Source organism: Psychrobacter sp. HII-4 (assembly GCF_904846595.1).
GTDB lineage: Bacteria > Pseudomonadota > Gammaproteobacteria > Pseudomonadales > Moraxellaceae > Psychrobacter > Psychrobacter celer.
The window spans coordinates 26,350-42,191 of the sequence record NZ_CAJHBJ010000013.1 but is presented as its reverse complement, the minus strand read 5'-3'; the positions used below and the strand labels follow the sequence as shown (position 1 = coordinate 42,191).

At 44.8% G+C, this 15,842-nt stretch carries 11 protein-coding genes, 1 tRNA gene and 1 other annotated feature; of the genes, 6 read left to right on the top strand and 6 right to left on the bottom strand.

What is annotated here, in order from left to right:
* The first annotated feature begins 21 nt into the window (after positions 1-21).
* The 6 genes from JMX98_RS07935 to JMX98_RS07910 all read left to right on the top strand — a co-directional run bounded on the left by JMX98_RS07935 (position 22) and on the right by JMX98_RS07910 (position 7,407).
* Positions 22-1,272: an NAD(P)/FAD-dependent oxidoreductase gene (locus JMX98_RS07935; RefSeq protein WP_201585776.1), complete on the top strand. Its 1,251-nt coding sequence runs from the start codon at positions 22-24 to the stop codon at positions 1,270-1,272.
* 49 nt (positions 1,273-1,321) lie between these two features.
* Positions 1,322-1,660 (top strand): RidA family protein, encoded by a 339-nt coding sequence (locus JMX98_RS07930; RefSeq protein WP_201585775.1) that lies wholly within the window; start codon positions 1,322-1,324, stop codon positions 1,658-1,660.
* Positions 1,661-1,723: 63 nt separating this feature from the next.
* Positions 1,724-3,391 carry a thiamine pyrophosphate-dependent enzyme gene (locus JMX98_RS07925; RefSeq protein WP_201585774.1) on the top strand — a complete coding sequence of 556 codons (1,668 nt, stop codon included), beginning with the start codon at positions 1,724-1,726 and terminating at the stop codon, positions 3,389-3,391.
* 54 nt (positions 3,392-3,445) lie between these two features.
* Positions 3,446-4,807, top strand: coding sequence for an NAD-dependent succinate-semialdehyde dehydrogenase (locus JMX98_RS07920; protein ID WP_201585773.1), 1,362 nt, complete (start codon positions 3,446-3,448; stop codon positions 4,805-4,807).
* Between the two features lie 181 nt (positions 4,808-4,988).
* Entirely contained in the window at positions 4,989-5,912 is a 924-nt protein-coding gene (locus JMX98_RS07915; protein WP_201585770.1) for a LysR family transcriptional regulator, read from the top strand.
* Between the two features lie 275 nt (positions 5,913-6,187).
* Positions 6,188-7,407 (top strand): IS3 family transposase gene (locus tag JMX98_RS07910; protein WP_201585768.1). Its coding sequence is split into 2 segments (ribosomal slippage): positions 6,188-6,470 and positions 6,470-7,407, totalling 1,221 coding nucleotides; the frame shifts between segments, so codons are not numbered across the junction.
* Positions 6,463-6,579 (top strand) — a sequence feature (AL1L pseudoknot). Its footprint overlaps the gene before it by 117 nt.
* A gap of 186 nt (positions 7,408-7,593) precedes the next feature.
* On the opposite strand, the gene JMX98_RS07905 is transcribed toward JMX98_RS07910, so the two are convergent.
* From JMX98_RS07905 to JMX98_RS07880, 6 genes are all read right to left on the bottom strand, one after another.
* A tRNA-Ile gene (locus JMX98_RS07905) sits at positions 7,594-7,670 on the bottom strand.
* An 81-nt stretch (positions 7,671-7,751) separates the two neighbouring features.
* Complete coding sequence (locus JMX98_RS07900; protein ID WP_201585766.1) at positions 7,752-8,564, bottom strand: pteridine reductase; 813 nt, start codon at positions 8,562-8,564, stop codon at positions 7,752-7,754.
* Between the two features lie 110 nt (positions 8,565-8,674).
* On the bottom strand, positions 8,675-9,850 hold the full coding sequence (locus JMX98_RS07895; RefSeq protein ID WP_201585764.1) for a tRNA nucleotidyltransferase: 1,176 nt from the start codon (positions 9,848-9,850) through the stop codon (positions 8,675-8,677).
* A 212-nt stretch (positions 9,851-10,062) separates the two neighbouring features.
* Positions 10,063-12,384 carry an NADP-dependent malic enzyme gene (locus JMX98_RS07890; RefSeq protein WP_201585762.1) on the bottom strand — a complete coding sequence of 774 codons (2,322 nt, stop codon included), beginning with the start codon at positions 12,382-12,384 and terminating at the stop codon, positions 10,063-10,065.
* 381 nt (positions 12,385-12,765) lie between these two features.
* A complete protein-coding gene (locus JMX98_RS07885) occupies positions 12,766-14,232 on the bottom strand; it encodes a protein adenylyltransferase SelO (protein WP_201585760.1) in 1,467 nt (488 codons plus the stop codon).
* A gap of 120 nt (positions 14,233-14,352) precedes the next feature.
* The gene (locus JMX98_RS07880) at positions 14,353-15,750 is read right to left on the bottom strand and encodes a fatty acid desaturase (protein ID WP_227680089.1); all 1,398 of its coding nucleotides are present in this window, start codon (positions 15,748-15,750) and stop codon (positions 14,353-14,355) included.
* Between the last annotated feature and the right edge of the window lie 92 nt (positions 15,751-15,842).

Below are 15,842 nucleotides of genomic sequence, written 5' to 3'. Positions count from 1 at the left end.
GCAAAAACAAAGGGGTATGGTATGCGATATGGAGTGATTGTTATTGGTGCTGGTATGGTGGGGACATCCATTGCTTGGCACCTTCAAAAGCATAACTCTCAGGTTTTGTTATTGGATAAAAAGCCACCGGGGTCAGAAACATCTTATGGTAATGCCGGATTGATTCAGCGAGAAGCTATTCATGTTCATCCTTTTCCAAGGCATCTTGCAGAATTGCTCAGAGTATTACCGAATCAGAATACGGATATACGCTACCGCTGGCCTGCTGTCTTCCGTTATCATCAGGCATTATTAAAGTATTGGCAGTTTTCTGCGCCATCTGCTGTTCAGCAAATAGAAAAAGAGTGGAATACTCTGATTGAGCATTGTACGAACGAACATGAAGAGATGATTACGGCAGCGGGTGCTGAGGATTTGATCAGACGGGATGGTTGGATTGAGATGCATCGAGACGAGGATAAACTTAAAGCAGCAATTGTGGGTGCTGAAAGTGCACAGCAACAAGGTATCGAGCACAAAGTTTTATCTATTGCGCAATTAAAAGAATTAGAACCCAATGGTAATTTCGATGTCTTTATCGGTGCTATTCATTGGTCTAACTCTTGGCAGGTATCAAACCCCGGAGCCTTGGTAAAAGCCTATGCAAAAAGCTTTCAAAGCATGAATGGAACAATAGGTGAGTCTACGGTTAAAGAAATACGATTAGATGGTGATGGCTGGCAAGTGATGACGGATCATGAGACTTTTTATAGTGATGACGTTGTTATTGCGGCAGGCCCCTGGTCTAATCAATTGATAAAGCCTTTGGGATATGATTTGCCTTTATTTCCTATGCGCGGCTATCATCAGCATTTTGAGACGACTCCACAAAACACGATTCACCACAGTCTGGTAGATATGGATAAAGGCTTTGTCATGGGACCAATGCAGCAGGGTATTCGTATTACTACCGGTGCTGAGATGACGACCATGGACGCACCAAAGAATTTTGATCAATTGAACGCTGTGTTGAGTTTTGCGCAAGCTGTTTTGCCTTTGAATCAACGAGTAGAGACAGAGGCGTGGGCAGGCTCACGACCGTGCATGCCTGATATGAAGCCGGTTATCGGAGCCGCTGGCAAACATAATAATTTATGGTTTGCCTTTGGACATGGTCACCAAGGCTTTACTTTAGGACCTATCACTGGACGTATTATAGAAGAGTTATTACATAACAAGCCTACAGCAGTGGATATTAAACCTTTTAATGCTCAACGATTTTCTAACACTTAATACATATTTTTTTAACCATTATTTTTTAAAAACATAAGGATGAAGGAACATGAAGAAACTTCATAGTAATCAACGTATGAGCCAAATCGTTACTCATAATCAGACGATATATTTATCAGGTCAAGTTGGTGGCATCGATGAAGATGTGGCTGCCCAAACGTTAAGCTGTCTAAATAAAGTTCAAGGTTTATTAGAAGAGGTAGGTAGTGATAAATCAAAAATCCTGACGGCAACCGTTTGGCTAAAAAGCATGTCAGACTTTGAAGCGATGAACGAGGTGTGGGATAAGTGGTTTGCGGACACGCAACCACCTGCTCGAGCTTGCGGTGAGTCAGTGTTGGCACATCCTGACCTATTGGTAGAGATTACGGTTATTGCTGCTGAGTAAGCTATTTAGATACTGATAAAGAATAAAGACTTTTGTTAATATAAAAAAATTAAGGGACTAGTAATGAATAATATAATCCATGGTGGTCAAGCGATCGTAGATAGTCTGCAATTACACGGAGTCAGTCGCACCTATGTCGTTCCTGGTGAGAGTTATCTTTCGGTCTTAGATGGTTTATATGAGGCTGATATCCAAACAGTTGTATGTCGTCACGAAGCCGCTTGTACCTATATGGCGGATGCTCATGGTAAATTTACGGGTCAGCCAGGTATTGCCATGGTGACCCGTGGACCAGGAGCGGCGCAAGCTTACACTGGTATCCATACTGCATGGCAGGATGGGGTGCCACTTATATTATTCATTGGACTTATTCCTATTGCTGATAGAGACCGTGAGTCGTTTCAAGAATTTGACCCTAAGCAGTGGTTCTCTAGTCAGTGTAAGCGTGTATTCATATTAGATGAAGTGTCAAGAGCATCTGAAATTGTGGCAAAAGCATTTCATGCAGCTTTAGAAGGGCGACCAGGTCCTGTCGTGGTAGGACTGCCTGAAGACATTATTCAGCAGGAGTTTCATGGGCAATTGCATCCAGTGATACCTGTTGCTGAAGGCTCTGTATGCAATGACAATCTTAATGTAATACTAAATGCCTTATCGACTGCTGAAAAGCCACTGATTTTTGCAGGAGGACAAAATTGGACGACAGAGGCTTCTGTGCAGCTAACGAAGTTTGCCGAAGACAATTTTATTCCTGTTATTCATGATTGGCGGGCCTCAGACAGGGTGGCTTTTGATTCTCTTGCCCACGCAGGTTATCTAGGTTACGGGCGCTCAGATGATTGTGCCGCTCTTATCGAAACGGCTGATGTACTGCTAACGATAGGTACTGTGTTAGGTGATGTCGCTAGTGATGGCTATAAATTACGTCAGTCTTTTGATAAACCCAACTATATTGTCAATCTAGATACCAGTTTACGCGGTCATAGTGGTTCAGTTACTGAGCATATTGTCGCTAGCCCTATTAGCTTTGTTAAAGCGATGAGTCAAGTATCGCTGGTCAATTCAGTGTCTCGTGAAACTTGGTTTCATTATTGTCATGAACAACAAAGAAAGGATTGTGCTTTTCCAGAAAAAGCAACAGAAAGTCATTATGTCACTGATGTAGCTACTAACCAAAATTATGCCAGTATGACGCAAGTAATCCAACAGGTCACTGAGCAGTTACCTAAAGATGCCGTATATAGTTTTGGTGCTGGTAATCATTGCTTATGGGCGCAGCGTTATCTGCCTACGCATACTTTCCCAAGTCAGCTCAGTACTAGAAATGGCGCGATGGGCTATAGCTTGCCGTCAGGTATTGTTGCGGCATTAGAGTCGCCAGAACGCCTATCGATTGTGGTCACTGGTGATGGCGAATTTATGATGAATGAAGCAGAATTATCAACATCCATTCGGTATGATGCCCCTGTTTTAATTATTTTGATGGACAATCAACAGTTTGGCACTATCCGTCAGCATCAAGAAGCACATTATCCCGATCGGGTGTCTGGTACGCAGCTACAAAACCCTGACTTTGCAGCACTCGCTAACGCCTTTGGGGCATATGGCATAAGAATTACTAGTAATAAGGACATTAAAGCTAGTGTCACTGAGGCGATGCATGTCGTCACAAAAGAACGTAAGACGGTATTGTTGCACGTGATTACTGATCCTGATGAGCTAACGCCATAGCTGTTAATCTAATTCATATCTTATGCTAATAATTATTTATAACAAGGAAGTATTATGACAAGATATCAAGTAACGAATCCGGCGACTGGCGAGATAGAAAAGCAATATACCAATCATTCTGATTACGAAATACAAGCTATCATTACCGAATCAAATGATGCTTATCAGGCGTGGCGCACAAGTGACATCAACTCGCGTGTACGAATATTAAATAATATTGCTGATCTGTATGACAAGCAACGAGAAGCCTTAGCGATAATTATGGCACGCGAAATGGGTAAGCCTGTGGCGCAAGGTGAAGGAGAGCTTGGATTGGTCAGTGAAATATTTCGCTATTATGCCAAGTATGGTGAGCAGTTTTTAACGACAGTAGATTTGCCTAATACTCAAAACGCCGTAGTAAAAAAAGAACCTATCGGCGTATTATTGGGTATCATGCCATGGAATTATCCTCATTATCAGGTAGCACGATTTATTGCACCTAACTTGATGCTAGGTAATGCGATGGTATTGAAGCATGCGCCCTCATGCCCACAGTCTGCTGTAGCTATTACTACTATATTGGCACAAGCAGGCTTACCTAAAGGTGTTTATAATAATATTTTTGCAAATAATGACCAAGTTACATCCATCATTAATGACAAGCGTATTCAAGGAGTTTCCTTAACAGGATCGGAGCGGGCGGGTGCGGCTGTTGCACGGACAGCAGGTGCGGCACTGAAGAAGGTAGTACTCGAATTAGGGGGTTCGGACCCATTTATAGTCTTAGCAGATGCAGATATCGATCAAGCAGTAACCTGTGCATTCATCGGTAGATTTGGTAATGCTGGTCAAGCATGTAACGCGGCAAAACGTATTATTTTACAAGCAGATATTTATGAGGAATTTGTAGAAAAACTAACTCGTAGAGTTGAGTCTTTAGAGCCTGCTGACCCTTTATGCAAAGAGACTTTTTTAGGACCATTATCCTCGAGCCAAGCTTTAGAGACTATTCAAGCACAATACAATAATACCATAACTCAAGGTGCTACAGTGCTAGTAGCTGGTGGACAGATAGCAAAATCGGGGGCATGGTTTAAACCTGCGCTATTAGCTGACGTAACCCCAGGTATGCAAGCCTATCATGATGAGCTGTTTGGACCCGTAGCTGTCGTATATAAAGCGCTTGATATTGAGGAAGCTATAAGGCTTGCTAACGATACGCCATTCGGTCTAGGAGCATGTATTCATACGCAAGATATGGCACGTGGACAAGCTATCGCCGAGCGGCTGGATGTTGGTATGGTGACGTTCAATCAAGCACCGGGCACAGCAGCTGAAATGCCTTTTGGTGGTGTTAAGCGATCAGGTTTTGGCCGCGAGCTTGGTCCTTATGGGATGAATGAGTTCGTAAATTTTAAGCTATATAATAAATAAGCGTTTATACAGTCCCGTTATCTCTAGGTATATTGTATTATGACTAAGGACAATAATGAAAGGTACGCTAAACATTCACAGGCTGGATAAGTAGCACAAAAACTAAATCCTCTGTATTTTTGGTAGGCCTTTCATGTTGATTGGTTATCAATATATCTAGAATATAAGTGCTGAAACTACCATGCTACAACAGAAATTAGCCGATAGCTTGAATTGGACATTGCTTCATGTATTAATTGTTATATATGAAGAAGGAAGTATTAGTACGGCTGCAAATCGCTTAAACATTACCCAATCAGCGGTCAGTCAAAACCTCAAAAAGCTTGAAGAGCAGCTCGAAAGTCAGCTGGTCATTCGTAATACCAAACCGTTAGAGCTTACCCCTATCGGTCATTACTGTCTTCAAGTTGCCCAAACGATATTTACAGAAATAACCTCAATTGAGGCTATGAAGGGTAGCAATTCGCATCTCTTAGAAGGCGAGATTAAATTGCTGGTTGCCAGTCGACTGCATAATCCAAAATACAATGATTTTTTAGTATATTTCAAAAAAAAATATCCAAATATCACTTTAGATTTAACAGTAAAATCAAGTATGGATATTTTAAATAACCTTAAACAAAAGACTCCTGCTGTGGGTATCTGCTTAGCCCGACATATCCCAGAAATCCTTAATCAGCAATTATTATTTACTCAGCGGTATTACCTATACTGCGGCTATCATCATCCTCTGTTTTCAGTGCCTGATTTGAGTTTTGATGATTTGTTGACAGAGGATTATATCGCTTTTAGTAGTGAAGATATTGGGGATGTTCTTTCGCCAATTACGGTATTTAAAGAAAACCATGATATCACTGGCCGCATTAGTGCTTATACCAACAATTTAGATGAAGCGGTCCGTTTGATTTATACTGGCTATGGAGTCGGCGCGCTACCAGATCAATTTATTGCTGCAACGCACCTAGAGTCTAAGCTGAGACGTTTACCGCCAAACGAAGGTATTGCTGATATACCCGTATATCTTTTTTGGCATAAAGACCGCGCTTTATCACCTATCGAAGCTAAATTTATTGAAGAGATTATAGAATTTGATGTTTCTCTTTAATTGAAACTCTCAAACCCGAATATTAACAATACCATCTGACAAAAGTGATTTCATACCTAAGTCTGACCCCTGCCGTCAAATCCGTACAGTTAAACTTGGGAGATTTTAATTACGCAGCTTGATGATAATAATCAAACCATACCTGTCTTGGCGATTTATAGCCTAAACTCTTTTGAATCCTAGTCTGATTGTAGTACAGATCAATATAGCCAATGATATCGCTGATGAACCGCCCCGGTATTGTCGGAGACTCAACGCTCCAAGAGAATACAACAATGAAAACACGAAACTATACCCCTGAAATTAAAGAACGCGCCGTTCGCATGCTGATTGAAGCGTCGAGCGACTATCCCTCCACCTGGTCAGCCATCAAAGCCATAGCGCCAAAGATAGGTTGCACCCCTGAAACTCTACGCTCGTGGCATAAGAAGCACATCGATCAAACCATTCCTGCAAATGTGCAAGCTCAAAGTGACAAAGAGCACATCAAAGCGCTTGAACGTGAGAATAGAGAATTAAAGCAAGCCAATGAGATTATACGTAAGGCTGCTGGACTTGAAGCCCAGGCGAAGAAGGGCCGTCCACCCAAGTAATGGTTGATTTTATAGACGATCATAAACAACAATATGGAGTCGAGCTAATCTGTAGAGTATTACCGATTGCTCCATCCACATACTATCGTGCCAAAGAGCTAGAAGAAAGTCCTGAAAAGCGTTCACAGCGTAGTCAGCATGACGACTACTATCTCAGCGAGATTAAACGCATCTGGCAGGACAGCAAATGCCGATACGGTGCTTGTAAAGTCTGGCAACAGTTGAAATCCGAAGGTATACATGCTGCACGCTGCACTGTAGAGCGGTTAATGCGTCAGCATGGCATGCAGGGTATTTGGCGAGGTATGGGTAAGATAACGACTAAGTCTCGTGATGATCAACAGCGCGCTGATGATTTAGTCAACCGTGATTTCACGGCCCATCGCTCTAACCAGCTATGGGTTGCTGACTTTACTTACATTAAAACATTGAGTGGCTGGATATATACCGCCTTCATCATTGACGTGCTTGCCCGCTGTATTGTTGGCTGGAAGGTGTCTAATCATAGGAACACCGATATGGTGATGGCAGCGTTGAATCAAGCGATAACAGACAGAAACAACCCAAAAGATGTGATTCATCATAGTGATCGCGGCGTTCAGTACTTATCCATTCGCTATACTTCTAGGATGACGGATTCTGGCGTCATTGCCTCTGTTGGTACAACAGGCGATTCTTATGACAACGCATTGGCTGAAACGGTCAATGGGCTTTATAATTCTGAGGTGATTCATTATTTAAAAGAGAACTGGACTGGCGTTAACGATGTTGAACTGGCAACCCTTGAGTGGGTGGACTGGTTTAATAAAACACGTTTGCATAGTAAAATTGGTTATGTGTCGCCTTTTGAGTTTGAAAAGCGGTATTATGATAATTTAATCCTGTCAGGCATGGCTGCCTGACTCAAGTAAACCAGACTCCGACATAGTCGGGGCGGTTCAATAGTGTTAATAGTCATCATACTTTAATTACTACAACGGTCAAAGTATCAAAATAGTATCAAAAAATTAATTACATCAATGCAGTCACATAAATTTTAGACAATAAAAACCCCTTACAAGTCAATGCCTGTAAGGGGTTTTAATATATGGTGGGCCCAGTAGGACTTGAACCTACGACCAAAGGATTATGAGTCCTCTGCTCTAACCAACTGAGCTATGGGCCCTAACGTTAGACGCATAATGATACCTGATTTTTTTTAATTTTCAAGTAAAAGATAAGCACAATTATAACTATTTACTAAATTTTAATACTTACCACCTGCTAGGGTGAGACCGCGTCCACCATCGATGGTGATAATCTCGCCTGTGACATAGCTGGCCTGTGCTAGATACAGCACGCTATGGGCTATCTCATCAGGGCGACCAATACGCTGCATCGGTATAGAGCTGAGGATGTTCTTTTGTTCATCATCATTGAGAGCCTGATCACTATCAGCGTCGGGCAGTATATTGACGCCTGGCGCGACACCATTGACCCGTACGCTAGGTGCCATCTCAAGCGCCAAGGACTGCACCATCATACGATGCGCTGCCTTTGCCATATTATAAGCGCTATAGCCTTTAAATGGCCTATCATGAGCATGGATGTCTAGCAAACTAATGATGCAGCCGTGCTGAGTTTGCAGATAAGGCAAGAATGCTTGACTGAGTAATAACGGCGCTTTGGCATTGGTCAAAAACAGCTCGTCCCACTGCTGAGTATTAATGCTACCAAGGAGAGTAGGATAAAAACGCGAGGCGTTATGCACCAATACATCCAACTGACCAAAACAGGATATGATGTTCGCTACAAAGTCGTTTAGGCGCTTAGGCTCATTGACCAGCTTTAAGTCAGCGACGATCATCGCCGCGCTATCAGGACGGCGGCGATTGAGATCGGCAGTGAGCGCCTTTGCTTGCTGCTCACTGTGACGACAGTGGATAATGACTCGGTAGCCTTGAGTATGCGCCGCTTTGATAATAGCAGCTCCGATACGTTTGGCGCTGCCAGTAACGAGCATGACAGGCGCGTCTGCGTTGGCAGTTGCCGACTGAATAGGGATAACGGCTTGATTCATAGTCTATCTGTATTTTTGGTATAAAGGAGTAAAGTCGTAGCAGTACTATATCTTAGGAGTTATATCAGGACGCACTTTGACGGTTCGGTTATCCTCACTTAAGAGGGCTGCTAAGTGTCCAGATGATCTATGCGCGCTTGCCGTAATGCTGCACCAATTTCTGGCCCTCGAAGCCCGGCTTCGATGTCTTCCATACCAATCGCGTGAAAACTATTGAGAGCCAGCATCATTTGCCGATGCTGCTTTGCCAACTGAAAAGTATGACTACATACCAACAGCTGTGAGAGCTTCTCAGGTGCTTTATGAGCGCCGCAGGCTTGTATGAGGTCAATTCTTTCAGTGGCATCCAGCTCATTGATAGCGGCTAGGGTAGGGAGCTGCTGGACAAATAAATTGGCAAATTGAGTATGTACTTTGGGCACTTTGACCATGTTGCCAATTTGGTTGATATTTTTTGTCGCAGAGGCAGTCTCAACGCTAGAGTCTGTGAGAGCATTTGTAAACACATCAGCGCTCAGGCTCGTCATCAGTAGCGCCCAGCGCTGTGATAAATTTAGCTGCATTTGACCAGCAAAATATAGTGCCGTCTGCACCGTCTCTCTTATATGCGTATTATTCCAAGCGCCATGTAATGGCGCAAAATACTCGGTAAGTGCACCGATATCAAACAATTGCTGCCAGTACACATGCGGGGAGAGTTGCATCATCGCGCGGCTCGATTCTTGCCAAATACGCTCACTACTGAGGTGAGCAAGCTCTCCTGAGTGGACCAGTTGGCGCATCAATGCCAGTGTCTCCTCAGCGATGGTAAAGCCCAAATCATAATAACGCCCATAAAATCGTGCGGTACGCAGTACCCGTAAAGGGTCTTCACTAAACGCAGGTGAGACATGACGCAAGGTCTTATTCGCAAGATCATCCAATCCACCGTAGTAGTCAAGCACCTCGCCTGTCAGCGGCGTGTCATCGGTTAGGCTAGTGACTTCTATCGCCATTGCATTGATGGTCAGATCACGGCGCTGCAAGTCTTCTTGCAAAGTAACATCGATGCTGGCATGGATACTAAAGCCTTGATAACCGACGCCTTGTTTGCGCTCAGTACGCGCTAGCGCATACTCTTCATGCGTTTTTGGATGCAAAAACACCGGAAAGTCTGCGCCTACTTGTACAAACCCAGCACTGAGCATCTGTGCTACTGTCGCGCCCACGACGACGTAGTCTTTGTCCTTGATAGGTCGTCCTAGTAGCTGGTCGCGGACGGCTCCGCCAACAAGATAAATCTGCATGATAGCCTCGTATTATCGCGCAAGTTAGGACTGATATGTGCCATCAGTCAATGACAATAAAAAGCCAGCCATCGCACTGAAATGGCGATGGCTGGCTTTAGTATAACAGAGGAGCGCTATCCATAGAGGTTAGCGTCCTTTACGTTGGTACAATATTTGAATTTTAAAGTAACGAGTGAAGGGATGTCGATGCGACAAACATCATCAGCCCTTTATTGGTTTTCGTTTTCCAAATCCTGAGCTTCTGTCACGGCAAGTGCTGTCATGTTGACCACACGGCGCGCGGTTGCTGATGGTGTTAGGATATGGATAGGCTTACTGCTACCCAACAAGATAGGGCCGATAGAAGCGCTATTTGTCGCGGTTTTTAGTAAGTTGAAGGCGATGTTTGCGGCATCTAGCGTTGGCAATATCAGCAGGTTCGCCGCGCCTTTTAGTGGGCTTGATGGCATGTCTTCTAGGCGAATGTTTTCGTTCAACGCCGCATCACCTTGCATCTCACCTTCAAATTCAAAATCGACGTTCATGTCGGTCAATATTTGATAGACTTTGCGCATTTTCACCGCGCTGTCACGGTTTGAGGTACCGAAGTTTGAGTGTGATACGAGAGCGACACGAGGCGTAATACCGAAGCGACGTAGCTGCTCAACGGCCAAGATGGTCATCTCAGCCAATTGCTCTGCTGTTGGGTCTTCGTGGATATAAGTATCCGCGATAAAGATGTTGCGATTTTGCATCAGTACCGCATTCATCGCATAAAAATCGCTAACCCCTTCTTTTTTGTCAATGACACTTTGCACATAGTCTAAGTGCAATTGATAATGACTAAACGTACCACAAATCATGCCATCTGCATCGCCATTGTCTACCAGTAGCGAGCCAATTAGCGTGGTCTTGCGACGCACATCACGGCGGGCAAGCTCGATACTGACGCCGCGGCGTTTGTTTTTCTCGTAGTATCCTTGCCAGTAGTCTTTGTAGCGTGGATCGTCGTCTTGATTGACGATAGTGATGTTTTCACCATCTTTTAAGCGCAGACCGAGTCTTTTGATATGGTCTTCGATGACAGCTGGGCGACCGACCAAGATAGGGTGGGCAAGCGCTTCGTCGACCACAACTTGCACTGCCAGTAGGACGTTGTTGTCTTCACCTTCACAGTAGACGATACGCTTTGGTGCTGCTTTGGCACGCGCAAAGACAGGCTTCATCACAAACGCTGAGTTATAGACAAACTCAGATAGGCTCTGACGATAGGCGTTCATGTCAGCGATAGGCAAAGTGGCAACGCCTGAGTCCATGGCGGCTTTGGCAACGGCAGAGGCAATCTCGATGATGAGGTTTGGCTCTAGTGGGCCTGGAATTAAGTAATCACGGCCAAAGCTCTTCATCTGCTCGATGTTTTTAACGTTGCTGGTTGGGGTGGATTCGACATGTGCCATAGCAGCGATTGCTTTTACACAAGCGATTTTCATCTCTTCGTTGACTGCGGTTGCGCCTACATCTAGAGCACCGCGGAAGATGTATGGGAAGCAAAGGGCGTTGTTTACTTGGTTTGGATAGTCTGAGCGACCAGTCGCCATGATGACGTCAGGACGGACAGCATGCGCAAGCTCAGGCATGATTTCAGGGGTTGGGTTGGCAAGGGCAAAGACGATTGGGTCTTTTGCCATACGGCGAACCATATCTTCGGTCAAGGTACCGGGCATTGATAAGCCCAAGAACATATCGACACCGTCCATGACTTCTTCGATAGACGTTGCGGTGATGTCACGAGCATAGCGCTGTTTGGTTTCGTCTAGATTTTCACGGCTGGTGCTGATGATACCGCGAGAGTCTGATACGATGATATTGTTTTTATCGACGCCAAGCGCGCAGATGATATCTAGACAAGAGATGGCAGCGGCACCGGCGCCTGAGCACACCACTTTGATTTCTTCGATTTTTTTGCCAGTAAGTAATAAGGCATTGAGCATGGCGGCCGCAACGATGATAGACGTGCCGTGCTGATCGTCATGGAACACCGGAATGTTCATACGCTCGCGCAATTCGCGCTCGATTTTGAAGCATTCTGGGGCTTTGATGTCTTCTAGGTTGATACCACCAAAGGTTGGCTCAAGAGAGGCAACCGCTTCGATAAACTTGTCTGGATCGTTTTGGGCAATCTCGATATCAAAAACATCAATGCCAGCAAACTTTTTGAATAGTACCCCTTTACCTTCCATCACAGGCTTAGACGCCAAAGGCCCGATGTTACCCAGACCTAGGACGGCAGTACCGTTGGTGATGACGCCGACCAAGTTATTGCGAGCTGTGTATTTGGCAGCAAGCTTTGGATCTTTTTCGATTTCAAGACAAGGTACTGCTACCCCTGGCGAATAAGCCAAGGCCAAGTCACGCTGGTTTGCCAGCTGTTTGATAGGGGTGACTGAGATTTTACCTGGGCGCGGAAACTCATGATAGTGCAAGGCAGCTTGTTCAAACTGCTCTTTTTCTGAACTGTGGGTATCCGTATTCAAAGTGGTATCGTCATTCATAATAATTGCCATGGTTGGAATAAATTGGAATAAAGTAAATGGAGATAAAAAAATAACGCCGCCGTCTCAACGCTTATTGAATGATAATAATCAAAGAGAACATCGGCATTAAAAGGGTTATGATCGGCAGTTTAATATCAGGCCAAAAAAGCAATCGAGCGAAAACCGTTATTCTAGCACTATTGGCAATTCACTGCCTAGTCAACTCGGCCCAAATGTGCGAATAATATAATAAAATGATATTCGTTATTTCGCTGGTTGATAATGCCAAAAAATCCCATGACATATCAACCTTAATTTCATAATGTCTCAAAATATTACAGTCTATAAAGGCCAAAGACACTGTTTTATGTGGCCTGAGGTGTTAAATCGCTAAACCAATTATGAAGAACAGCTAATCGGCATTTGCGGCGCATGAGGATCGGGTGGCAGGGTATCGAGCTCTGTTGCGATATCCTGTACCTGATAAGGATGCGCAAGCAAGGTGAAGACGCGATCCACTTCCTCAAACTGACCTTGTTCTGCAGCCGTAATGGCTCTTTGTGCCATGCTATTACGCAGCACATAGACAGGGTTATGCGCCTGCATGGTCGCCTGTGCCTCTGCGAGTTTTGAAGACTCGATGAGGCTAATATAACGCGCTGACCAATCTTGCCACACTTGCTGCGCCTCAGGGCTCAACTCAGCAGTCATGGTGGTCAATAATTGATGCTCATATGGATAATCCTCTGGCGCCAGCAGGCCAAGCAGCGCCCGAAAGCTGTTGGTGTAGTCGAGTAAGTTGTCTTCTAATAGAGTCAACCACTCAAAAGCCACACTGAGGCTCTCGTTTCGATGCGGCAGTCCAAGCTTTTGACACAGTCCTTGCTGATAGTGCTGCATAAACGTCGCTTCATAAGACGCTAAGCAATCAGAAAGCGTCTCACGGGTGACGCCGTCCAAACGCATAAAGTGCGGCAACCAAACGTTTAGGTTCCAATGACCAATCGCTGGTTGGTTTTGATAGGCGTAGCGTCCCGTATGATCAGAGTGATTATTGATCCAAGCAGGATTAAAGCGCTCCATAAAACCAAACGGACCGAAATCCAAGGTGCTGCCAGTGATGGATAAGTTATCGGTATTCATCACCCCGTGGGCAAAGCCGATCAATTGCCAGTCAGCAATCATTCGTGCCGTCCGCGCAACGACGGCTTGCAAAAATGCGAGCACAGGTATCTCGCTCTCGCGGCACTCTGGATAATAAGTATCAATCATATAGTCGGTAAACTCACCGAGCAAATCAGGGGCAAAGCTTGCGATCCACTCGACATGGCCGAGGCGAATATGGCTGTCTGCCACCCGCATCAGTGCAGCGCCAGCCTCCATGCGTTCGCGGCGCACAGGCGTATCTGAGACCACAAACCCTAACGCATTGGAGGCAGGGATGCCAAGCTGGGTAAGTGCGTGACCGCATAAATACTCGCGAATGGTACTACGAAGGACCGCGCGCCCATCTCCCATACGCGAGTAGGGCGTCAGACCGATACCTTTGAGATGTAAGTCTTGTCGCTGCTCATTACGATCAATGACTTGCGCCATAAGCAGCCCGCGACCATCGCCCAATTGCCCCGCCCATTGCCCAAACTGATGACCGGCATAAGCCATCGCCAGCGGCTCAAAACCCTCAGGCACATACTCTCCGCCAACGATTTCGACCCAGCGCTCCATTAACTCTTGATCAGTTGACCAGCCTAATTGCTCAGCGACTTGTGAGTTGAAGTGGCCGGCACGCGGGTTGTTAAGAGCGCTTGGCGGCTGCTTATGATATAGACGCGGATCTAATTGGGCATAGCTATTTTGGTAGCGCATAACGGCTTCCTATTTTTTATCGATAAATTGAGCAAAAAAATCCCCCTAACTATAACAGTTAGAGGGTAGGAGAAAAGTAGCAATTTTTAAATACTAGTTTTAATACTAACTTAGTAAAAACTAAGCGGCTTTTTTGCTAAGACCGATTGAGCGAAAAGCAGTTTTTAGGTTGCTATTGTGCTCAAGGATTTTTTGTTCAATCTTTGCATAATCGTGTTTTAGCTTCTCATCTACTTCATGCAAACGATCAGCACATTCAATCTTTTTTAGCTCAATGGCTTTGGCTTTTAGCGCTTGCCACTCTTCAACGGTCTGCATAAAGGCATCGTATTCAGACTTAATCCGATCTTGAAAGTTTTTCATCGCATGAGGAATGTCGATGCCACCTGCCGTCGCCGTCTCGATCTGCTGCTGGGCTTTTTTAAACTGCATTTGCACTTCAGCATGCTTGATGGTCGTATCATCGACCGTACGCAGCTCGCTGGTCAGACCGATCTTTGATAGTCCTGCGATCAGCCATTTGGTTGGGTCATACTGCCACCATTTGACACCATTACGATAGTCGTATTGGAAGAAGTGATGGTAGTTATGATAGCCTTCACCCCATGTAAATATCGCCAAAAAGAAGTTGTCACGGGCACTGTTGGTATCGGTATACGGGCGCGTACCAAACATATGACACAAGGAGTTGATAAAGAAGGTAAAGTGATGCGTCAGCACTAGACGTAGCAGGCCTGCTAACACCAGCGTACCCCAAACGTCACCGATCAACCAACCAACTGCAGCAACCATAGCCACGTTAGTCGCGAGCACCCAAAGACCATAGTATTTATGCTGAATTTGTAACACTTTATCTTTAGTCAAATCAGGGATATTTTTGTAATCAAAACGGCCGCTAGGGTAGTTACGTAGCATCCAACCAATGTGACTAAAGAAAAACCCACGCTGCGCTGAATACGGGTCTTCCATACGATCATCGACATGACGATGATGGCTACGGTGCCCAGATACCCAGTCAAATGCTGATCCTTGTACCGCTAGGGTTGCGCCAAGCAATAAAAAGTTTTTGACAATAGGATGGGCTTTATACGCACGGTGCGACAGCAGACGGTGATAGCCTGCGGTAATACTAAGGCCAGTCCAGACCATAAAGGCGCCAAACACACCCCAGACTGGCGCACTGACTTCATGAGTCAATAAATACCAAGGGGTAATAACTGCCGCTGCAATAGGCGTTGCTATCAAAAAGATAGCAGGTACTAAATTAATGGGCGACTTTTGGAATTCAAGCTCAAGAGGGTCAACACCTTCATAGTTGGCTACAGAGTTTGCATTCTTGTAGACGCTTGTAGCCGCAGATTGAGTTTCTGCTGCTGTATTGGTGTTGCTCTTGTTATTGTCAAACCATGTCTTAACACGTAGCGCTTGAGTGCCAGCGTTTTGTATAAGCGTATCACCAGACTTCATAGCGAGACGTAAGCCTTTAAGTGGTAAACCTATGACTTTTTTAGCAATCATGTAATATCCCTAACGGTATTAATTTCAGCGTCCATATTACCCTAAAAAAACAATAAAGTGAACATTTATACACTATAAAAATATTGCTAAAT

What these genes read in the sequence shown, in the direction of transcription:
- JMX98_RS07925 (WP_201585774.1), top strand. Translation starts at nt 1,724, where the DNA reads ATGAATAATATAATCCATGGTGGTCAAGCGATCGTAGATAGTCTGCAA.
- JMX98_RS07895 (WP_201585764.1), bottom strand. Translation starts at nt 9,850, where the DNA reads ATGCAGATTTATCTTGTTGGCGGAGCCGTCCGCGACCAGCTACTAGGA.
- JMX98_RS07915 (WP_201585770.1), top strand. Translation starts at nt 4,989, where the DNA reads ATGCTACAACAGAAATTAGCCGATAGCTTGAATTGGACATTGCTTCAT.
- JMX98_RS07920 (WP_201585773.1), top strand. Translation starts at nt 3,446, where the DNA reads ATGACAAGATATCAAGTAACGAATCCGGCGACTGGCGAGATAGAAAAG.
- JMX98_RS07890 (WP_201585762.1), bottom strand. Translation starts at nt 12,384, where the DNA reads ATGAATGACGATACCACTTTGAATACGGATACCCACAGTTCAGAAAAA.
- JMX98_RS07930 (WP_201585775.1), top strand. Translation starts at nt 1,322, where the DNA reads ATGAAGAAACTTCATAGTAATCAACGTATGAGCCAAATCGTTACTCAT.
- JMX98_RS07885 (WP_201585760.1), bottom strand. Translation starts at nt 14,232, where the DNA reads ATGCGCTACCAAAATAGCTATGCCCAATTAGATCCGCGTCTATATCAT.
- JMX98_RS07880 (WP_227680089.1), bottom strand. Translation starts at nt 15,750, where the DNA reads ATGATTGCTAAAAAAGTCATAGGTTTACCACTTAAAGGCTTACGTCTC.
- JMX98_RS07900 (WP_201585766.1), bottom strand. Translation starts at nt 8,564, where the DNA reads ATGAATCAAGCCGTTATCCCTATTCAGTCGGCAACTGCCAACGCAGAC.
- JMX98_RS07935 (WP_201585776.1), top strand. Translation starts at nt 22, where the DNA reads ATGCGATATGGAGTGATTGTTATTGGTGCTGGTATGGTGGGGACATCC.